We start from the raw sequence: 20,062 nt of genomic DNA, 5'->3' as shown, positions 1-20,062 counted from the left end.
GGTGGGATGGGGAGGGTGGGAGGGACGGGGATGCCGGCGGCTGTTAGGTGGGCGTGGCAGTGGCGTTTGTTGAACATTATGGCGATTTCGTCGATGTCGCCGAGGAGGCGGGCGCCGGGGGTGTGGGCCACCGCCTGCCGTACTCGTTCAAGGCCGTGCAGGAACCCGGCGTACCAGGACGCGCCGCCGCCGACTCGGGTCGGTGTGCCCGGGCCGCGTAGCAGGGCGTCGGTGGCCGGGTCCTCGCCGGGGGAGTCGATGCGGACCCAGGCGCCCTCCGGTATGTGGAGCGTGGCCCCCGCGAGCACGTCGCGCCAGGCGATGACGACGGGCTCGGCCACCCCGAACGCCGCCAAGGCGTCCGCGAACATCCGCACCCGCCGATCACCCGGCGTGCCCACCAGCACGAACACCGGCACCGTGTCACGCGAAGCGGAGCCGCAAGGTGCGGCGCGGGTGTCCGTCGCGATCGGGGGGATCGGGTCGCCACGGCCGGTGGACACGGCACCCTCCGCCGTGATGGCAGGCACAGTGGTCACTCGGAGACCTCGATGAAGCGCCAGTTCTGTTCGTTGCGTCGGTCGGAGATGTCGATCTCGACGTCGGGGAGGGCGTCGAGGACGCGCTTGCTCATTTCCGCGCTGATGTAGTGGTGGCGCAGGTTGAGGCGCTTGAGGTGGGTGAGCGGCTGGCCGGACAGCAGGGCCTCGGCGCCTTCGTCGGACAGCGTGCCCATGGAGAGGTCGAGCGACTCGAGGCGGGCCACGATCGGCGCGGTGGCGATGGCGGCGGCCACGTCGTCCTGGCGCTCGCTGTCCTGGAGGCCGAGGTGGCGCAGTGCGGGCAGGCCGCGGCCGGCGAGGATGCCCGCCCAGTCGTCGGGGCCGGAGTCGCCCGAGTAGTTGTCCGAGCCCAGCCACAGCTCCAGGTGCCGCAGCGCGGGCAGCGTGGACGCGCCCACCGCCCGGACCACCTCGGCCGGCAAACCGCCCGACTCGAAGCGCAGCGTCTCCAGCGCGGCGTGCTCGACCGCCGGGAACTCCAGGCCGTCGCCGCCGCGGACGTCGAGCCGCTTCAGCCGGGGGAAGGCGGTCAGCAGCGGGGTCACGTCGGACTGGCCGATCCAGGAGATCTCGGACTCCTCGCTGACGTAGTCGCCCAAGAAGATCGCCTCCAGCGCGGGGAAGCGCGGCGCGGCCTCGGTGAGCAGCCCCACCGGCACGTCGGCCCGCCGGTCGTCGTGCGCCCAACCCCAGGTGCCCACGACCAGGGCGCGCACGGCCCCGCAGTCGACCGTGTCGAGCAGCTTCGCGAAGCTCTCCTCGAAGCTGGGCAGGTCATCGTAGGAGTCGTCGCCCTCGACGCGCCAGGCGGCCGCCGAGGGCGGGGCGGAGCCGCCCAGGTCGTGGACGGGAAGACCGTGGAACTCGGTGAGATGCTCGTGAATCACGAGGGGACTCCTCAACGACAACGAAGAAGGGGAGTCAATATCTAGCAGCCAAGGCCGACAGATTCACACCCACCGCCCGGCCCCGGACAGACCCCCTCCATCGCCCGCCCCGAGGGTCAGTACCGGTTCGTCCTGGCGTCCAGGGCGAGGCCCGTGTCGATCACCTTGGCCGCGACCTTGATGCCCATCTGGTCCTTGACGATCCGGCCGAGCGTGGGCAGGCTCTTGCGGTCCGGCCAGGTGTCCGGCTCCCACAGGGACGCCCGCAGGAACGCCTTGGCGCAGTGCATGTAAAGCTCCTCGACGTCGATGAGGAGGGCCAGGCGCGGGCGCTTGCCGCGGACCATCAGGTCGTCGAAGAACGGCGCGTCCGACACGATGGTGGCGCGGCCGTTGACCCGCAGGGTCTCGTTCATCCCCGGCACGATGAACAGCAGCCCGACGTGCGGGTTGTGCAGCAGGTTGCGGAAGCTGTCGATCCGGTGGTTGCCGGGCCGGTCGGCGAGCGCCAGGCGGTGCTCGTCCAGCACGAGTACCGAACCCGCGGGGTCGCCCTTGGGCGAGACGTCGCAGGTGCCGTCGGCGTTGGCGGTGGCCATCAGCACGAGCGGCGAGTGCGCGATGAGCGTGCGCGCGTGCTCGTCGATCCGGCCGATGTCCTTGTCCCAGGCGGACCGGGGCGGCTCCTTCACGATCTTCCGAAGCTCGGCCTCGGTGGTCACCGTGCGGATCTCAGAGTCCATGTCCCCGAATATAAGGTAAGCCTAACCTCCACGGAATGCCCCGAGCCCTCACTAAAGTGGAGGAATGCCGCCTGTGCCGTGCGAACGAACGTGACGAGGGAGACCCGTACGCTCCCCGTGGTCGCGGCCGGGCCGGTGGACATGCCGCATCCGATCCTCGGCTGGAGCGAGACCTTCGACCACGACATCACCTGGACCGAACACTCCCACCCGTGGCACGAACTCCTCTGGAACGAGCGCGGCGCGTCCACGGCGGTGGTCGGTTCGCGGGTATGGACGGTCACGCCCGCGCTGGGCCTGTGGATGCCCGCGGGCACCCTGCACTCCGGTTCGGCGGTCGCCGGCACCCGGTGCCGGGCGGGCTTCTTCGGCTACGACACCATGACCTCGATCTCCGCCGCGCCCGTCGGCGTGGAGATCACCCCGCTGCTGCGGCTGCTGCTGGACCGGCTCGCCGACGCCGAGTTGCCGGCCGCCTCGCGGGGGCTGACCGAGGCGATGGTGCTCGACGTGCTCACCCCCTCCCCGCGTGAACTGCTGCTGCGGATGCCGACGTCCGGCCTGCTGCGTCCGATCGCCGAGACGGTCCGGGACGATCCGGGCGACTCGCGGACGCTCGCGGACTGGGCCGCCCAGCTGGGCGTGAGCGTCCGTACGATCAGCCGCGCCTTCAACGCCGAGACCGGCATGAGTTTCGCCCGCTGGGTGGCGGCGGCGCGGGCGCAGCACGCGGTCGGGCTGCTCGCCCAGGGCCGCGCGCTGGAGGCGGTGGCCGAGGAGGTCGGTTACCGCTCGGCGAGCGCGTTCGGCGCGGCCTTCCGGCGTACGACCGGGCTGACCCCGGGAGCCTTCCGAGCCCGCTGAGGCCCGCCAGGCATGTCCGGATCGCTACAACGCCTGTCCCAAACGGACGATTGCGACAAGCCGCCCATTTCTCCTAAGGTGCCAGCGAAGGCAAGCCTTACCTAACCTTGGCTGGCCCGAAAGAAAGTGGAGTACGGATTGAAGCCTCGACATCGCCTTCGCGCCCTCGTGGTGACCGTCGCCGTCCTGCTGGGCATCGCGGCCTGTGGCGGCGCGCCGCAGACGAACGGCGAGGCCGCGAAACCGAACGCGAACACGAACACGAACACCGGCACCGCCTTCCCCATGACGATCGCCCACGCCCTCGGGCAGACCACCATCCCCGCCAAGCCGGTACGCGTGGCCACCGTCAACTGGGCCAACCATGAGGTGCCCCTCGCCCTCGGCGTCGTCCCGGTCGGCATGGCCGCCGCGAACTTCGGCGACGACGACGGCGACGGCCTGCTGCCCTGGGTGGAAAAGCGGCTGGAAGAGCTGAAGGCGCCCAAGCCGGTGCTGTTCGACGAGACCGACGGCATCGACTTCGAGGCCGTCGCCGACACCAAGCCGGACGTCATCCTGGCCGCCTACTCGGGCCTGACCCAGCAGGACTACGACACGCTGAGCGACATCGCCCCCGTGGTGGCCTACCCCAAGGCCGCGTGGGCGACCCCCTGGCGCGAGATCATCCGGTTGAACGGCAAGGCCATCGGCCTCGCCGCGGAGAGCGAGAAGCTGATCGGCGGAATCGAGGGCGACATCGCCCGGGTCGCCGGGAAGTACCCCCAGCTCAAGGGCAAGTCGGTGATGTTCATGACCCACGTGGACCCCAACGACGTGAGCGAGATCGGCTTCTACACCACGCACGACACTCGCACGCTGTTCTTCGAGGACCTGGGCATGACGATCCCCGGCAGCATCGCCGAGGCGTCCAAGGGCACCGAGAAGTTCGCCCTGACCCGCAGCGCGGAGCAGATCGACATGTTCGACGACGTGGACATCATCACCGGCTACGGCGACGCGAAGGGCGAACTGCTCGGCAAGCTGCGCGGCGACCCGCTGCTGTCGAAGATCCCGGCCGTCAAGCGCGGCTCGGTGTACCTTCTGGACGGTACCAAGCCGCTCGGCACCGCCGCGAACCCGACGCCGCTGTCGATCTCGTGGGTGCTCGACGACTACGCCAAGGCGCTGGCCGAGACCGCGGACAAGGTCAAGTGACGGCGGTCGGTACCGACCACCTGCCGGACGCCGCGCACCTGCGGCGTCCGGCGCGCGTGCGCCTGCTGTGGGCGGTGGCGGTGATCGCGGTACTGGCCGTGATCATGGTGGCCTCCGTCGCGCTGGGCTCGCGCGACACCGCCTGGTCCGACGTACTGGCCGCGCTCGGCGGCGCGGACGGCTCGCTGGAGCAGGCGGCGGTCACCAAGCGCATCCCGCGCACCCTGCTCGCGGTGCTCATCGGCGCGGCGCTCGGCCTGGCCGGGGGCGTGATGCAGGGCGTGACCCGCAACCCGCTGGCCGATCCCGGGATTCTGGGCGTCAACATGGGCGCGTCGCTCGCCGTCGTCACCGCCGTGGCGTTCTTCGGGCTGACCTCGCCGACCGGGTACGTCTGGGTGGCGATGGCGGGGGCCGGGGCCGCGGCCGTGTTCGTCTACACCGTCGGGGCCCTCGGGCGCGGCGGCGCGACGCCGCTCAAGCTGGCACTGGCCGGGGCCGCCACCTCGGCGGCCTTCGCGTCGCTGGTCAGCGCCGTGGTACTGCCCCGCAACGACATCTCGGGGAGCTTTCGGCTCTGGCAGATCGGCGGGGTCGGCGGCGCGTCGTACGAGCGCATCGGGCACGTCCTGCCGTTCCTCGCGGTCGGCTTCGCGGTGTGCCTGCTGTCGGCGCGGGCGCTGAACTCGCTGGCGCTGGGCGATGAGATCGCGGCCGGGCTGGGCGAGCGCGTCGCCGTCATCCGGGCCATCGCCGCCCTCGGGGCCGTGGTGCTGTGCGGCGCCGCGACGGCCGCCGCCGGGCCGATCGCCTTCGTCGGGCTCATCGTCCCGCACGCCTGCCGGCTGCTCGTCGGCGTGGACCACCGCTGGCTGCTGCCGTTCTCCGCTCTCATCGGGGCCGGGCTGCTCACCGTCGCCGACGTCATCGGGCGCCTGGTGGCCCGCCCGGCCGACATCGAGGTCGGCATCGTGACGGCGCTGATCGGTGCCCCCTTCTTCATCTACATCGTCCGCCGTCAGAAGGTGCGTGACCTGTGACCCCGACCGTTCTTTCGTCGGTGGTCCGGGGCCGCCGGCGGCGCGCCGCGCACCGCCGCCTGGTCATCGCGACGCTCGCGGTACTCGTCACCGCCGCGTTCGCGCTGACCCTGATGGCCGGGCAGACCTTTTACCCGCCCGGCGACGTGATCGGCGTCATCCTCGGCGAGCGGGTGCCGGGCGCGACCTTCACGGTCGGCCGGCTCCGGCTGCCGCGGGCGGTGCTCGCGGTGATCGCGGGCTTCGGCTTCGGCATGGCGGGCGTCACCTTCCAGACGATGCTCCGCAACCCGCTGGCCAGCCCGGACATCATCGGCATCAGTTCGGGGGCGAGCGCCGCGGCGGCCGTCGCGATCGTGTCGCTGTCCCTCGGCGGGACCCAGGTGTCCGTCCTGGCCATCGGGTGCGCGCTGGCGGTGGCCCTGCTGGTGTACGTCCTGGCGTTCCGGGACGGCGTCGCCGGGACCCGGTTGATCCTGATCGGCATCGGGATCGCCGCGATCATGGACAGCATCACCGCGTACGTGCTGTCCCGGGCCGCCGAGTGGGACCTCGCGGAGGCCACCCGCTGGCTGACCGGCAGCCTCAACGGCACGACCTGGGCGGAGGTGCTGCCCGCCGTGGCCGCCACCGCCGTACTCGCCCCGGTGCTGCTGGCCCGGGGGCGCGACCTGACGGCGCTGCGGCTCGGCGACGACACCGCCTCGGCCCTCGGGGTGCGCGTCGAACGCACCCGGGTCGTGGTGATCGTCGCCGCGGTCGGGCTGATCGCGTTCGCCACGGCGGCGAGCGGGCCGATCGCGTTCGTGGCGTTCCTGTCCGGTCCGATCGCGGCCAGGCTGACCGGCGTGGGCGGCTCGCCGCTCGTGCCCTCCGGGCTGGTCGGCGCGCTGCTGGTACTGGTGGCCGACTTCGCCGGGCAGTTCGCGTTCGGCACCCGCTTCCCGGTCGGCGTCGTCACCGGCGTGCTCGGCGCGCCGTACCTCGTCTATCTGATCGTCCGCACCCATCGTGCCGGAGGTTCGCCATGACCACGTCCCACTCCCTGACCGCCGAGGGCCTGGCGCTCGGCTACGGCGACCGGGTCGTCATCGACTCCCTCGACCTGGTCGTGCCGCCCGGCCGGATCACGGTCATCGTCGGCGCGAACGCCTGCGGCAAGTCGACGCTGCTGCGCTCGCTGTCCCGGCTGCTCACGCCGCGCGCGGGCCGGGTCGTACTGGACGGCAAGGAGGTGCACCGCACCCCCGCCAAGCAACTGGCCAGGACGCTCGGCCTGCTGCCGCAGTCACCGGTCGCGCCGGAGGGCATCACCGTGCTCGACCTCGTCGGCCGGGGCCGCCACCCGCACCAGGGGCTGTTCTCCCGCTGGTCCGAAAGGGACGACGCCGCGGTGGCCGCCGCCCTGAGCGCCACCCAGACCGCCGACCTCGCCGACCGGGCGGTGGACGAGCTGTCCGGGGGCCAGCGCCAGCGGGTCTGGATCGCCATGGCGCTGGCCCAGCAGACCGACCTGCTGCTGCTGGACGAGCCGACCACCTTCCTGGACGCCTGCCACCAGGTCGAGGTACTGGACCTGCTCACCGACCTGAACCACACCCGCGGCACCACCATCGTGATGGTCCTGCACGATCTCAACCTCGCCGCCCGCTACGCCGACCACCTCATCGCCCTGGCCGCAGGGAGGCTGCACGCCTGCGGCCCGCCCGGCGAGGTCCTCACCGAGGACTGCGTCCGCACCGTCTTCGGCCTGGACAGCCGCATCATCGACGACCCCGTCTCCGGCCGCCCCCTGATGCTCCCCATCGGCCGCCACAACGTGCTGTCCCGAACGGCCCCGGCGGCTAGCGGAGGCGCCTGATCTCGCCGTAGGCGCGGTAGAAGCCGCCGCGGCCGGCCGAGCGCACGCCGTCCACCAGGTAGCGGGCGCCGGGCTCGCGGACGTCCTTGGGGAACTGCACGTTCCAGGTCTCATAGCCGGGGCTGACCACGCGGACGCGCAGCCGCTCACCCTCCCGGACGCACTCCACGACCACGCCGTCGCCGGGCTCGTCCACCACCTCCAGCACGGTGGACGGCTCGACCACCTCCAAGGTGGCCGCGGCCTTGACGTCCACCGGCCGCGGGACGGTGCCCTGCTCGGCCGCGGCGATGGCCGCCTCGCTGGCGTCGATGCAGGCCAGCGAACCGTCGGTGGTGACGATGTAGAGGCGGTCGTCCAGGAACTGCATGGAGAAGGCCGAGCCGCAGCCGGTGCCGAGCTTCCACAGCCGCTTGCCATCCGCGGTGAAACAGTAGACCGAGGACTGGTTGTCGCCCGCGAAGACGTACCGTCCGCCGGGCGAGGTGGCGCAGGAGTAGACCGGACCGTCGCAGCGGTAGACCGCCTCCACCCGGCCGTCGCCCTTGGCCAGCCGGTGGACGGTGCGGCGGGCCGTGCCCGCGTACACCGAACCCGACTCCTGCCAGCCGAACAGCACGCCATCGGCCTGGGTGTTCTCCCACACGAGCGTGCCGTCCGCGGCGTCGTAGCGGGCGACGCCGCCGGAGTGGCCGTGGTAGACGGCGTCCTGGTCGCAGCGGACCATCCAGGCCGACGAGCCCGACCCCGTGCGGGCCCACTGGAACTCGTCCTCGTAGTCGATCGTGGTGATCCGCCCGTCCTGGTCGGAGACGCCGAGCACGCCGTCGTGGATGTCCAGCCAGTAGATGTCCACGTCGGCGGAGATCTCGTAGGCGGACCTCGGCACCTTGCCGCTCAGGTCGTAGACCCGGCCGTCGTCGCATCCGGCGTAGATCCAGAAGTCGTCGGCGACGATGCACTTGACGCCGTCGGGCAGCCGGAACCGGCCGGTCACGTCGCCTTCGTGGGTGAGGGTGTAGACGTCGCCGCGCTGGTTGCCGACCCAGCAGCGCTCGCCATCGATGAAGATGCCGAACGCGGCGTCGCCGCTGCGGAAGCGCCACAGGACGGGGGCCTGCCGGGCGGTGGAGCGGGTGCTGGCGATGGCCCGGCGGGTGACGGCCCGGCGCATCCGCATCCCGCGCACGGCCGCGGCGTAGCCCTTGCGGGTCTTCTCAGCGATCTTCTTGGCCGCCGCGGCCTCTGCCTTGGCCTGCGTGGGGAAGGAGGTGACCTTGGTCTGGCCGACCTCCCCGATCCGCCCGTAGCTGATCGTGACCTGCGTGCCCGCCACGGTCACCTCGTAGAACTTGTGCGCCCCGCCGCTGTCCTCGGACAACTCAAGGTAGGTCATGTCCGCGCTTCTCCAGATTCGCCGCGCCTGATCGATTGCTCCGGAGATTAGAGGACCGCGGCGACAGAATCGGGTGGTTTCCGGGAGGGGGCGGGGGTGCGCGGCAACCGTCCGAAATGTATGGTGCTTTTTGATAGATGTGCCTCGTGGATGGGGGTGACGGCCGCGCCATGACGCTTTCGCCGTGGAGTTGCTCGTTCGTGTACGCCGTCGGGATCAACACGCCCCCGGACGAGCCGCCCCACGAGATGGCCGCCTTCCACGAGTTCTATGACGCCCATCTGGGTGATGTCGTGGCCCGCAACCCCGGGTTCGTGTGCGCGGAGCGGTACGAGCTGGCGCAGGTCGATCCGCCGCCGGGGCCGTGGCCGCGCTGGCTGGCCGTGTACGGCCTGGACGGCGAGGAGGCCGCGCGGCGGTTCGCCGAGCAGGTGACCGGGCCGCCGGAGGAGCGGCCGGTGTATCCGCCGGGGCCGTCGCCGTGGCGGCGGATGGAGCCGGTGTGGCGGCTGATCTGGCAGCGTACCGCCTGGACGGGCCGGGACGTCTCCGCCGGGCGGGTGGCGCTGATCGGCATCGACCCGGCGGCGGAGTCGGGCGAACGGGAGATCGCGGACTTCGACGACTTCTACACCCGCGTCCATCTCCCGGAGATCATCGCGGCGTTCGGCTACGACCGGGGCTCGCGGTTCGAGCGGTGGCGGGAGTTCCGGCACCCCGAGCCGGGCTGCCCGGCGTACCTGGCCCTGTACGAGGCCGAGGCCGCGCCGCCGGTGCCCGCGCCGGGCACGGTTTCACTGACCCCCGGCCCGCCCGCGTGGGAGGGGCGGACCGTCAGTTGGCGCGTCAAGTACGACCGGATCACGAAGTAGGGGAGCACACGTGCGGTTTCGGACATCAGCCACCATCGAGGTCGGCCGGATGCGGATCTCACAGGTCAGCGATGGCGTGCTGGAGGCGCCGCGGCGTACGTGGTTCAACGGCGTGCCGCCGGAGGAGTGGATGCCCGCCACCGGCGTGACCGACCCGGACCACCTGTTCCGGGTGAACTTCGGCACGTTCCTGGTGACCGGCGACGGATCGGTGACGCTCGTGGACACCGGGTGGGGACACCGCGCGCACGAGGTCGCCGGGCTCGCGGGCGCGGGCGGGATGCTGGACCGGCTCGCCGACCTGGGCGTTCGGCCCGGCGACGTGGACCGGATCGTCCAGACCCACCTGCACGCCGACCACTGCGGCTGGCTGATCAAGGACGACGCGGGCACGCCCACCTTCCCTCGGGCCGAGGTCTACGTGCACGAGCGCGAGATCGCCTACTGGACCGGCGAGGAGGTCGCCGCGATCCCGGCGAACCACTCGATGGTCCCGGCGGTGCGGAAGCGGATCGAGGCCGTGTCGGCGGCGGGCCGGCTGCGCGCCTTCGGCGGCGAGCTGCCGCTGTCGGACGCGGTCACCGTGCTGCCCGCGCACGGGCACACGCCGGGGCACGTCGTCGTGCTGGTGGCCGACGGCGGCGCGGCGGCGGTCATCGTCGGCGACGTCGCCCATCACCCGACCCACCTGGAGCACCCGGGCTGGCTGCCGGTGATCGACTACGACCCGCCCCGGTCGGTGGAAAGCCGCGAGATGGTCGCCGCCCTGGCGGCCGAGCGGAACGCGGCGCTGCTCGCGCCGCACTTCCCGATCCTGACCGTGGTCGGGGTGTCCCGCGACTCCGGCGGCGCGGTGCGGGCGACCGTGCGCCGCGACGAGGACCAGGCGGGCTAGCGCGATGGGAGCGGAAGAACCGCGCATCGAGCCGGTGCCGGTGGAGGACTACCACCGGCTGGAACGCGAGCTGTTCGGCGACGAGGCCCACGCGGGCACGGCGGGCGTGTCGCGGATGTGGGCGCACAATCCGGGCCTGATGAAGGCGCAGCGCCCGTTGCAGGAGTACCTGCTGGGGGGTTCCACGCTGCCGCCCAGGGACCGCGAGCTGGCGATCCTGCGGGTGACGTGGCTGTGCCGCTCGGAGTACGCCTTCGGCCAGCACACCCTGTTCGGCGCGCGGGCCGGGCTGTCGGCGCAGGAGATCCGCCGGGTCACCGAGGGCCCGGACGCCCCCGGCTGGACGCCGTTCGAGGCCGCGCTGCTGCGCGCGGTGGACGAACTGCGGGCCGACGCGCGCGTGTCCGGCCCGACCTGGGCGGTCCTGGCAGAAACCTACGACACCGCGCAGCTCATCGACCTGATCGCGGTGATCGGCCGGTACTGGACGGTCGCCGTCACGCTCAACTCGGCCGGTGTGCCGCTGGACCCGGACCGCCCCGGTTTCCCGGAGCGGCCCGCGTCCTGAACGGATCGGTCAGCGGCGGGCCTTGGCCAGCTCCTCGACCGGGGTCCCGTAGATCTGCCCGCCGAGGGACTGCCCGCCGTCGGCGGTCAGCACCGTGCCGGTCACGTAGGAGGTGCGGTCGCTGAGCAGCAACGCGGTCAGCCCGGCGACCTCCTCCGGACTGGCGAAGCGCCGCATCGGCACCGAGGACAGCACCCGCTCGCGTTCCTCGGGCGAGGCCCACAGCGCCGCGCCCGCGCCGTCGGTCTCGGTGGGGCCGGGCGCGATGCAGTTCAGCCGGATGCCGTACCTGGCCCACTCGACCGCCAGCGTCTTGGTCATCGAGACGACCCCGGCCTTGGCGGCGGCGCTGTGCACGGTGCCGGGGTGGCCGGTCCAGGCGTAGGTGGCCACCACGTTGACCACCGCGCCCGGCCGTCCGTCCCTGATCAGCCGCCTGGCCACGGCCGACGTGCAGTGCCAGGCGCCGTTGAGCACGATGTCCACCACCGCCCGCCAGCCGTTCGCGGACAGTTCCTCCGCGGGGGCGACGAAGTTGCCCGCGGCATTGTTGACCAGGCCGTCCACCCTGCCGAACCGGGCCTCGGCGGCCTCCACCGCCGCCTCGACGGCCGCGGGGTCGCGTACGTCGGCCGAGTACGCCAGCGCCGCCCCGCCCGCGCTCTCGACCTTGGCGACCACCTCGTCCAGCGGCTCCTTGCGCCTGCCGAGCACCGTGACCGACGCGCCGAGTTCGGCCAGCCGGAGCGCGACGGCCGCGCCGATGCCGGTACCGCCGCCGGTGACCAGATAGGCGCGGCCTGTCAATGATTCCAACGTTGCTCCCCGGTAGTGGTTGTGGATGAGGCGATCAGGTGGAGGCGAACGTCTGGAACCGCTTCAGCACCTCGTTGCGGTTCTTGCTCCACCAGTCGGCGCCGTACAGGAACTGCATCTCGGCGTTGGCCGGGTGGGAGGGCAGGGTGCGCGCCCACTCCTTGTCCATGAGTTCCATGGCCTTGGAGTTGGCCGGTCCGTTGTTGTACTTGCTCCACACGGCGGCCTGGACGTCCGGCCGGACCGAGTACTCGATGAGCTTGAACGCCGCCTCCTTGTTGCGCGCGCCCTTCGGCACCGACCACGCGCCGAGCTGGAGCATGCCGCCGTTCCAGGTGAAGTCGAGCGGCGCGCCCTGCTTCTTCAGCGCGTCCAGCCGCCCGGCGAAGATGCTGGAGGCGGAGACCTGCCCACTGACCAGCATCTGGCCGGGCTGCGCGCCGGAGGTCCACCACTGCGGCACGTTCGGCTTGAGCGCGCCCAGTTGGGCGAACGCCTTCTCGACGTCCACGGGATACAGCTTGTCGGGCGCGACGCCCGCGCTGAGCAGGGCGAACTCCAGGTCCGGCGGCACGCCCTGGTCCGCGCCGCGCAGCGTGCGCTTGCCGGGGAACTTCTGGACGTCCCAGAAGTCGGCCCAGCCCTCGGGCTTGGCGCCCTTCATCGCCTCGGTGTTCCAGGCCATGACGATGGAGAACAGGTAGTACGTCAGCCAGTTCTTGTCCACGTACGACGGGTCGATGCCCGGGATGTTCAGCAGCCTGTCGGGCAGCGGCTCGAAGTAGTCGCGGCCGAGCGGCAGCACGATGGACGGGCCGCCGGCGATGAGGTCCCACTCGATGTTCCCGGTGTCCACCATGGCCTTGATCTTGGCCCCGGTGGGCGGCCCGGCGATGGCGACCTCGATCCCGGTCTCCTTGCTGAACGGGTCGAAGATGTACTTCTTCTCGGCGTCCTGGAGCGCCCCGCCCCAGTCGGCGACCACCAGCCGCCCGCCCCCGCCGCCCCCCGAACCGCCGGAGCCGGAACCGCCCGAGCCGCCGGAGCCGCAGGCGTTGAGCAGGGGGACGGCGGCGAGGCCCCCGGCCAGCAGGGCGCCGCGGCCGAGCAGGCCGCGCCGCGACAGGAGTTCCCGGCGGTGATCGTGGTGTGAGCTGGGCATGGCGAAACCGTCTTTCATGCAAGGGGGGAGAAGCGGCGGGCCGGTGCGGGCCCGGAGGGAGAGGTCAGGCGAACATGCCTCTCTTGAGCAGGTTGCGGGCGATGATGATGCGCTGGATCTCGGAGGTGCCCTCCCAGATGCGCTCGATCCTGGCGTTGCGGTAAGCGCGCTCGACGTACGTCTCGTTCATGTAGCCGGTGCCGCCGAAGATCTGGAGCACCCGGTCGGCGACCCGGCCGAGCGCCTCGCTGGCGAACAGCTTGGCGACGGACGCCTTGGCACTGACGATCTTGGCGGCCTCCCCCTGGTCGGCGGCCCAGGCCGCGCTGTAGGTGAGCATCCGCGCGGCCTGGAGGTCGGTCGCGCAGTCCGCCAGCATGAACTGGATGGCCTGGTAGTCGGCGATCGGGCGGCCGAACTGCACGCGCTGCTTGGCCCATTCCACACCCTCGTCGATGAGCCGGGCCATCGGGCCCAGGCAGCGGGCGGCGGTCATCACGCGGCCGGAGCTGAGCCCGCCGTGCGCGATGTCGAACCCGTGCCCCGGCTCGCCGAGGACGTTCTCCGCCGGTACCACGCAGTCGTCGAAGACCAGTTCGGCCTGCCGGTAGCCGCGGTGGCCCATCGTCTTGTGCGTCTGGCCGACCGCGAAGCCGGGAGTGCCCCGTTCGACCAGGAACGCGGTGATCCGGTCCTTCTCCCGGTCGGGGTGGGTGACGGCGAAGACGATCGCGAAGTCCGCCGAGTCGGCGTGGCTGATGAACCGCTTGCGGCCGTTGATCACCCACGAGCCGTCCCTGTGCTCGGCGCGCGTCTTGATCCCGGCGGCGTCGGAGCCGGTGTCCGGCTCGGTGAGCGCGAAACACCACTGCTTGTCGCCGGTCACGCACGGCAGCAGGAACCGCTCGCGCTGGGCGTCGTCGCAGGCCAGCAGGATGGAGGGCGCGGTCGGTACGACCTCGGCCAGGCCGCCGAGGGCGCGGAACAGCTCCTCGGTGACGAGCACCTGGCCGAGTACGTCCAGCCCGGCCCCGCCGACCTCCTCGGGCATCCCGATCGCGTTGAGGCCGATCTCCACGGCCTTCTTCTTGATGCTCCGCTCGACCTCCTCGGGCAGCCCGTCGTGCTCCTCCACATGGTCTTCGTGCGGCAGCAGTATGTTGTCGACGAACCGGCGCACGACGCGGCGGAACTCGGCGAGGTCGTCTGGAATGGTGAAGTCCATCAGGTCCGTGGTCCTTTCCCGGCGGCACGCACGATCAGGGCGTCCAGCGCGAGGCAGCCCTCGCCCTCCGGCCGGCACAGCAGCGGGTTGATGTCGATCTCGCCGACCTCGGGCAGGTCCGCGAGCAGCCGTCCGACGCGTACGACGACGTCGGCGAGCGCCGCCACGTCGGCGGGCGGGCCGCCGCGGTAGCCGCGAAGCAGCGGGGCGACGCGCAGCCGGGCGAGCGCGGCGCGCACGTCGCCGGCGTCGAACGGCCAGAGCAGGCAGGCGGCGTCGGCGACCAGTTCGGTGAGCACGCCGCCCGCGCCGACGACGACGAGCGGGCCCGCCGGGTCGTTCCGGCCTCCGACGATCAGCTCCACGCCGGGGCCGGCCATTCGTTCGACGCGCACGGTCAGCGGCGTATCGGGTCCGGCCGCGTCGATGCCGGCCTTGATCAGGCGGTCGTAGGCGTCGCGCAGCTCCGCGTCGCCGGCCAGGCCGACCGCGACGCCGCCGACGTCGGACTTGTGCGCCAGGCCGGGGGCCTGGAGCTTGGCGACCACCGGGTACCCGACGCGGCGGGCGATCTCCACGGCGGTCTCGGCGTCCCCGGCCACGTCGCCGACCGGGGCGGCCACCCCGTACGCGCCGAGCAGGCCCTTGGCGCCGGTCTCGGTCGGCTCGGGCCCGGCCAGGTCGAGCAGGTCACGGGCGTGCGGCCGGACGCCGGACGGCCCCGGGTCCGCCACCGGTACGACGGGGCCGCGCCCGGCCGCCAGGGCGAACGCCCGCAGCGCCGGCCGTACCCCGGCCAGCAGCACGACCCCCTGCTCGTGGGCCATCGTGACCAGGCCGGGCACGATGTCGGTGGTGGTGGTGACCAGCGCGACCGGCACGTCCAGCCCGGCCGCGGCCTCGGCCGCGCCGCCGACCATCTCCGGCCAGCCCACCTCGTCCAGCGGGTCGGCGTACGTCGGGGAGTCGCCGGTGAAGGCGACCGCGCCGACGCCCGGACACCGCCCCATCGCCCGGGCGGCGGCCCGGTAGACGTCCCTGTTCCCCCAGGAGGAGGCGGTCAGGTCCAGCGGGTTGGCGATCTTGGCGTAGTCCGGCAGCACCGCCGCCAGCGCGGCCTCGGTGGTCGCGTCCAGCTCGGCGAGTTCGACGCCGGTGTCCTCGGCGAGGTCGGCGACCAGCCCGCACTCCCCGCCGGAGCTGGCGTACACGGCGAGCGCGCCGCCGCGCGGGCGCTTGGGCGCGGCCAGCAGCGAGCACAGCGCGACCATCTCGTCGAGGTCGTCCACCCGGTGTACGCCGGTCTGCCGGAACAGCGCCTCGTAGGCGGCGTCGCTGCCCGCGAGCGTGCCGGTGTGCGCGACCGTCGCGGCCTCGCCCCTGGCCGACCGGCCGACCTTCAGCGCCACCACGGCCACGTCGCGCTCGGCGGCGCGTTCGGCCAGCCGCCGGAACCGGGTGAGGTCGGCCAGGCCCTCCATGACCAGGCCGACGACGCGCACCCCGGGGTCGGTGACGAAGTAGTCCAGGCAGTCGGCGAGGTCCAGCACGGCCTGGTTGCCCACCGAGACGCCGTAGGCGACGGCCGGCAACCGGCCGGACAGCATCGTGGTCAGCGCCATGTTGCCGCTCTGCGCGGCGAGCGCGACCGACCCGCCCGCCCCCGCGTGGCCGTAGGGCATCTCAATGCCCCACAGCGCGGCCCGGCCCCGGTAGCTGGCCAGGCCCAGGCAGTTGGGGCCGATCAGCGGCAGCCGGTCCGCCGCGGTGGCGGTGATCCCGGCCTGCCGGGCGCGGCCCTCGGCGTCCTGCTCGGCGAACCCGGCCGCGTACACGACCATGCCTCCCGCGCCCAGCTCGGCGGCCTCGGCCACCACCCCGGGCACGGCGTGCGCGGGGACGGCGGCGGCCACCGCGTCGGGCGCCTCGGGCAGGTCGGCGAGCGACGGGTAGGCGGGCACGCCGTCCACCTCGCGGTGGGTGGGGTGGACGACGTACAGGCGGCCCTCGAAGCCGAGCGCGCGGGTGTTGCGCAGCGTGCGCAGGCCGTACCCGCCCTTGGGAGAGGCGCCGACGACGGCGACGCTCGCGGGGCGGAACAGGCGGTCGAGCCGGTGCCCGTCCATCAGCGCCCCACGAAGACGGGCGCGCGCTTGTCGATCGCCGCTTTGAGCCCTTCGGCCATGTCCTCGGTCTCGGCGCAGCGGTGACCGGCGCGCAGCTCGCCCCGCAGCGCCTCCTCGATGCCGATGGAGTGGCCCTTGCGGATGTTCAGCTTGGCCTCGCCGATCGCGATGGTCGGTCCGGCCGCGAAGATCCGCGCCTGCTCCATCGCCCGGTCCATCAGCGCCTCCGGCTCGACGACCTCGCTGACCAGGCCGATCCGCAGCGCCTCGGCGGCGTCCACGATCCGGCCGGTGTAGATCAGCTCGGCCGCCCTGGCCTCGCCGACCAGGCGCGGCAGCAGGTAGGAACCGCCCGCGTCGGGGCAGATGCCGCGCTGGGCGTACACCTCGCCGAACCGCGCGGTGGTTGCGGCGAACCGCATGTCGGCGGTGAGCGCGAGGTCGCAGCCGCCGCCCACGGCGACGCCGTTGACCGCCGCGATGACCGGCTTGGGCAGCCAGTACAGCCGGGTGATGACCCGGTGCATCTTGGCCGGCCAGGACTCCTCGTCCCGGTCGGAACGCGCGTGCCACTCCTTGACGTCGGCCCCCGAGCAGAACCCGCGCCCGGCACCGGTGATCACCAGCGCCCGTACGCCGGGGTCGCGGCCGGCCAGCATGACGACCCGGTCCAGCTCGTCGATGTCCCGGTTGGCGATGGCGTTCAGCCGTTCCGGCTTGTTCAGGGTGAGCACCCCGACCGCGCCGTCCATCTGCCAGGTCAGGCTCGTCAGCCCGCTGATCTCCATCACACACCTTTCAGGTAGAGGCCGTCGGACGGGCGGAAGGTCAGCCAGTGCCCCGAGCCCGCCGCGAGGTCGCCCGCGCCGGCGGCGGGCACGGCGATCTGCACCCGCGCGCCCGCGCCCGCCCGCAGGTGGACCTCGACCTGCGCGCCGAGGTAGACGGCCGTCTCGACCTTGCACCTGATCGCGTTGACATCGGCGGTGCCGGGCCGTTCGGCGGCCAGGGTGAACCGCTCCGGCCGGATCATGAAGTCGCCCGTGGCGTCCGGGCAGGTGTCGTTCTCGGCGTCCACCAGGATGCGCCCGTCCAGGCCCTCCACCGACAGCACGGTCCGCTTGCCGCGCTCCAGCCGCTTGGCGGGCAGGCACACCGACTGGCCGAGGAACCTGGCCACGAACGAGTTGACCGGGCGTTCGTAGATCTCGCCGGGGGGCGCGGTCTGCTGGAGCACGCCCTGGTGCATGACGCCGATGCGGTCGGACAGGGCAAGGGCCTCGTCCTGGTCGTGGGTGACGTACATGACGGTCGCGCCGATGCGTTCTTGCAGCGACTTGAGTTCCAGGCGCATGTGGTCGCGCAGGTTGCGGTCCAGCGCGCCGAGCGGTTCGTCCATCAGCAGCACGCTCGGGTCGAACACGAACGCGCGGGCGAGCGCGACGCGCTGTTGCTGGCCGCCGGAGAGCTGCCTGGGGTAGCGGTCCTTGTAGGGGCCGAGTTGCGTCATCTCCAGCACCCGATCGACCTCGCGGGCGATGTCGGGCCGCTTCCTGCGCCGCATCTGGAGCGGGAAGGCGACGTTCTGCGCCACCGTCATGTGCGGGAACAGCGCGTAGTTCTGGAAGACCAGCCCGATGTTGCGCTTCTCCGGCACCTCGTCGGTGACCCGGCGGCCGGCGAGCAGGATGTCCCCTGAGGTCGCGGCCTCCAGGCCGGCGAGCATCCGCAGCGAGGTGGTCTTGCCCGACCCGCTGGGGCCGAGCAGGGTCAGGAACTCGCCCTCCTTGATGCCGAGGTTGAGGTCGCGGACGGCCGAGAAGGTCCCGAACCGCTTGCAGATGCCGGCGAAGACGACCTGGTCGGTCACGAACGCCTCCTTTCCCGCAGGGTCTTGATCAGCTCGGTGATCAGGAACAGGCCGACACAGACGACGATGAGCACGGTGCCCGCCACCGCGAGCGTGGGCGTCAGGTCGTAGCGGACGCTGTCCCACAGCCTGCGCGCGAGCGTCACCGAGTCGCTCCCGGCCACGAACAGGATGATCACCGCCTCGTCGAAGGCGATGACGAAGGCGAACAGCGCGCCCGCCGAGATGGCCGAGGTGAGCTGCGGCAGGGTGATCCGCGCCAGCGTCTGCCGCATCCGCGCGCCGAGCGTGCGGGCGGCGTTCTCCAGCTCCGGATCGAGCTGCTGGAGCGCGCTGGACACCGAGGTGAGCACGTACGGCACGCCCATCACCGAGTACGCCACCGCGATGGCCACCCAGTCGCCCACCAGCCGCAGCTCGGCGAAGACGAAGTAGAAGCCCATCGCCAGCACGATGATCGGGACGACGATCGGCGAGTACATCAACGCGAAGGCGAACCCGGCGCCGCGCCCTGGGGTGCGGGCCATGCCCCACGCGCCGAACGTGCCGACGACGGTCGCGATGACCGCCGCGAGCACCGCGATCTTGGCGCTCTGCAGGGTGGCGTCGATCCACGCGGGGTCGCCGAAGAAGCGCTCGTAGTGGACGAGCGACCAGCCCTCCAGCGGGAAGGTCAGGTAGTCCACGCTGTTGAACGACTCGATCACCACGATCAGGATCGGGATGACCAGGAAGGCGAACACCAGCGCGACCACGACGCGCAGCGTCCAGCGCAGCACCCGTTCCAGCGGCCCGGTGGGCAGCTTGTCGGGCCGGGTGCGGATCTTGCGTTCGATGACCCGGTCGCGGGCGGTGGCCGTCACAGCGACACCAGCCCCTTCACCTTGGTGAGCCTCCTGACGATCAGGGTGAGCGCCACCGCGACGACCAGCAGCATGGTGGCGAGCGCCGCCGCGAGCCCCCAGTCGAAGGTCACCTGCACGCTCTGCGCGATGACGACCGCGATCGTGCTCTCCTTGGGGCCGCCGACCAGCGCGGGCGTCACGTAGAAGCCCAGGCCGATGACGAACACGAGCATGCCGCTGCTGACGATCGCGGGGAACGCCAGCGGCAGGTACACGCGCAGGAACGCGCGCACCGGCCCCGCGCCGAGGGTGCGGGCGGCCCGGACGAGGGAGTCGTCGATCTGGTCGAGCGTGCCCTTGATGATCAGGATCGGGAAGGGCAGCAGGATGTGCGTGAGCGCGATGACCACGGCCGCCTCGGAGTAGAGCAGGCCGGCGGTGTCGCCGGTGAACGGCGACAGCAGGCGCGGCACGACACCGTTGTCGCCCAGCAGCACGATCCAGGCGAAGGACCGCACCAGCACACTCGTCCAGAACGGGATCACCACCAGCACGGACAGGATGCGCGCCACCCTGGCGGTGACCCGGGCGAGCACGTACGCCACGGGGAACCCGAGCAGCACCGTCAGCACGGCGACCTCGGCCGACATCCGCACGGTCACGGCGAGCGCGTGCCAGGTGGTCGCGTCGGACACCGCCCGGCCGAAGTTGCCGAAGCCGAACTCCGGCTCGGTGACGCTCTTGAGCAGCATGGCGCCGACCGGGTAGGCGTACACCAGGACCATGAAGGCCACCGGCAGTGCCAGCGCCACCGTGGCGAACCGCGGTCGTCGCAGGAAGGGGCGGGGACGTTCGCCTGGCATGGCGGATCCCTCGCCCTCGTCATCGCCGGGCGGCGGTCGGAGCGTCGCCGTCGAGCGCGTCGCCATCGCTCACCTTCCCTCCCGTGGGGTCGTCGGTCGGGCGTTGATTGGGATTAGCAGTGGGGACAGTCAACGTTCACAGCGCGTGCGGTGTCATGAGGACCCGGTCACAAAGGTGTCCGGGCCCCCATGTGTCGCTCACACAGTCCCCGCCAACGTAGCGAATCTTGACGCTGTGTGACAGGCGTGATATTCGTCGCGGTCTGGGG

The 20,062-nt window shown here is 72.1% G+C and carries 19 protein-coding genes and 1 pseudogene; 8 read left to right on the top strand and 12 right to left on the bottom strand.

The window, feature by feature from the left end; all coding sequences use genetic code 11:
• The 3 genes and pseudogenes from ACH34R_RS32405 to ACH34R_RS32395 form a co-directional block, all read right to left on the bottom strand.
• A pseudogene (locus ACH34R_RS32405) lies at positions 1–539 on the bottom strand (hypothetical protein); the annotation flags it as partial.
• On the bottom strand, positions 536–1,450 hold the full coding sequence (locus ACH34R_RS32400) for an STM4015 family protein (protein ID WP_397565365.1): 915 nt from the start codon (positions 1,448–1,450) through the stop codon (positions 536–538). The pseudogene ACH34R_RS32405 and the gene ACH34R_RS32400, both read right to left, overlap by 4 nt.
• A 116-nt stretch (positions 1,451–1,566) precedes the next feature.
• A complete protein-coding gene (locus tag ACH34R_RS32395; protein ID WP_397565364.1) occupies positions 1,567–2,193 on the bottom strand; it encodes a pyridoxamine 5'-phosphate oxidase family protein in 627 nt (208 codons plus the stop codon).
• Positions 2,194–2,271: 78 nt separating this feature from the next.
• Here ACH34R_RS32395 and ACH34R_RS32390 point away from each other — a divergent pair, with 78 nt between their 5' ends.
• The 5 genes from ACH34R_RS32390 (at position 2,272) to ACH34R_RS32370 (ending at position 7,155) form a co-directional block, all read left to right on the top strand.
• Positions 2,272–3,057: a helix-turn-helix domain-containing protein gene (locus ACH34R_RS32390; protein WP_397565363.1), complete on the top strand. Its 786-nt coding sequence runs from the start codon at positions 2,272–2,274 to the stop codon at positions 3,055–3,057.
• 138 nt (positions 3,058–3,195) lie between these two features.
• On the top strand, positions 3,196–4,254 hold the full coding sequence (locus tag ACH34R_RS32385; protein ID WP_397565362.1) for an iron-siderophore ABC transporter substrate-binding protein: 1,059 nt from the start codon (positions 3,196–3,198) through the stop codon (positions 4,252–4,254).
• Positions 4,251–5,294 carry a FecCD family ABC transporter permease gene (locus tag ACH34R_RS32380; RefSeq protein ID WP_397565361.1) on the top strand — a complete coding sequence of 348 codons (1,044 nt, stop codon included), beginning with the start codon at positions 4,251–4,253 and terminating at the stop codon, positions 5,292–5,294. The genes ACH34R_RS32385 and ACH34R_RS32380 overlap by 4 nt, the downstream gene beginning before the upstream one ends.
• Positions 5,291–6,325 (top strand): FecCD family ABC transporter permease, encoded by a 1,035-nt coding sequence (locus tag ACH34R_RS32375; protein WP_397565360.1) that lies wholly within the window; start codon positions 5,291–5,293, stop codon positions 6,323–6,325. The genes ACH34R_RS32380 and ACH34R_RS32375 overlap by 4 nt, the downstream gene beginning before the upstream one ends.
• Entirely contained in the window at positions 6,322–7,155 is an 834-nt protein-coding gene (locus ACH34R_RS32370; protein ID WP_397565359.1) for an ABC transporter ATP-binding protein, read from the top strand. Before ACH34R_RS32375 ends, ACH34R_RS32370 begins: the two co-directional genes overlap by 4 nt.
• Here ACH34R_RS32370 and ACH34R_RS32365 read toward each other — a convergent pair.
• Complete coding sequence (locus tag ACH34R_RS32365; RefSeq protein WP_397565358.1) at positions 7,139–8,551, bottom strand: WGR domain-containing protein; 1,413 nt, start codon at positions 8,549–8,551, stop codon at positions 7,139–7,141. The genes ACH34R_RS32370 and ACH34R_RS32365 overlap by 17 nt on opposite strands.
• A 170-nt stretch (positions 8,552–8,721) precedes the next feature.
• On the opposite strand from ACH34R_RS32365, the gene ACH34R_RS32360 reads away from it, so the two are divergent.
• From ACH34R_RS32360 to ACH34R_RS32350, 3 genes are read left to right on the top strand one after another with little or no spacing between them, the layout of a single operon-like run.
• Positions 8,722–9,423, top strand: coding sequence for a hypothetical protein (locus tag ACH34R_RS32360; protein ID WP_397565357.1), 702 nt, complete (start codon positions 8,722–8,724; stop codon positions 9,421–9,423).
• Between the two features lie 10 nt (positions 9,424–9,433).
• Complete coding sequence (locus ACH34R_RS32355; protein WP_397565356.1) at positions 9,434–10,318, top strand: MBL fold metallo-hydrolase; 885 nt, start codon at positions 9,434–9,436, stop codon at positions 10,316–10,318.
• A gap of 4 nt (positions 10,319–10,322) precedes the next feature.
• Positions 10,323–10,886 (top strand): carboxymuconolactone decarboxylase family protein, encoded by a 564-nt coding sequence (locus tag ACH34R_RS32350; protein WP_397565355.1) that lies wholly within the window; start codon positions 10,323–10,325, stop codon positions 10,884–10,886.
• Between the two features lie 9 nt (positions 10,887–10,895).
• Here the strand turns inward: ACH34R_RS32350 and ACH34R_RS32345 are convergent, their stop codons facing one another.
• The 8 genes from ACH34R_RS32345 to ACH34R_RS32310 all read right to left on the bottom strand — a co-directional run bounded on the left by ACH34R_RS32345 (position 10,896) and on the right by ACH34R_RS32310 (position 19,793).
• The gene (locus tag ACH34R_RS32345; protein WP_199537405.1) at positions 10,896–11,702 is read right to left on the bottom strand and encodes an SDR family oxidoreductase; all 807 of its coding nucleotides are present in this window, start codon (positions 11,700–11,702) and stop codon (positions 10,896–10,898) included.
• Positions 11,703–11,736: 34 nt separating this feature from the next.
• Positions 11,737–12,864, bottom strand: coding sequence for an ABC transporter substrate-binding protein (locus tag ACH34R_RS32340; RefSeq protein ID WP_397565354.1), 1,128 nt, complete (start codon positions 12,862–12,864; stop codon positions 11,737–11,739).
• A gap of 64 nt (positions 12,865–12,928) precedes the next feature.
• Positions 12,929–14,089 carry an acyl-CoA dehydrogenase family protein gene (locus tag ACH34R_RS32335; RefSeq protein ID WP_397565353.1) on the bottom strand — a complete coding sequence of 387 codons (1,161 nt, stop codon included), beginning with the start codon at positions 14,087–14,089 and terminating at the stop codon, positions 12,929–12,931.
• Positions 14,089–16,215, bottom strand: a complete 2,127-nt coding sequence (locus tag ACH34R_RS32330) for an acetate--CoA ligase family protein (RefSeq protein ID WP_397565352.1) — start codon at positions 16,213–16,215, stop codon at positions 14,089–14,091. Before ACH34R_RS32330 ends, ACH34R_RS32335 begins: the two co-directional genes overlap by 1 nt.
• Complete coding sequence (locus ACH34R_RS32325; RefSeq protein ID WP_397565351.1) at positions 16,215–17,003, bottom strand: enoyl-CoA hydratase/isomerase family protein; 789 nt, start codon at positions 17,001–17,003, stop codon at positions 16,215–16,217. The genes ACH34R_RS32330 and ACH34R_RS32325 overlap by 1 nt, the downstream gene beginning before the upstream one ends.
• Positions 17,003–18,085: an ABC transporter ATP-binding protein gene (locus tag ACH34R_RS32320; protein WP_397565350.1), complete on the bottom strand. Its 1,083-nt coding sequence runs from the start codon at positions 18,083–18,085 to the stop codon at positions 17,003–17,005. The genes ACH34R_RS32325 and ACH34R_RS32320 overlap by 1 nt, the downstream gene beginning before the upstream one ends.
• Positions 18,082–18,948 (bottom strand): ABC transporter permease, encoded by an 867-nt coding sequence (locus ACH34R_RS32315; protein WP_397565349.1) that lies wholly within the window; start codon positions 18,946–18,948, stop codon positions 18,082–18,084. Before ACH34R_RS32315 ends, ACH34R_RS32320 begins: the two co-directional genes overlap by 4 nt.
• The gene (locus ACH34R_RS32310; RefSeq protein WP_397565348.1) at positions 18,945–19,793 is read right to left on the bottom strand and encodes an ABC transporter permease; all 849 of its coding nucleotides are present in this window, start codon (positions 19,791–19,793) and stop codon (positions 18,945–18,947) included. The genes ACH34R_RS32315 and ACH34R_RS32310 overlap by 4 nt, the downstream gene beginning before the upstream one ends.
• Positions 19,794–20,062 lie beyond the last annotated feature (269 nt).

The sequence above is a fragment of the Spongiactinospora sp. 9N601 genome (assembly GCF_044326295.1).
GTDB lineage: Bacteria > Actinomycetota > Actinomycetes > Streptosporangiales > Streptosporangiaceae > Spongiactinospora > Spongiactinospora gelatinilytica.
Note: the sequence above shows the minus strand (reverse complement) of the source record. Positions and strands in the feature narration are given on the sequence as shown.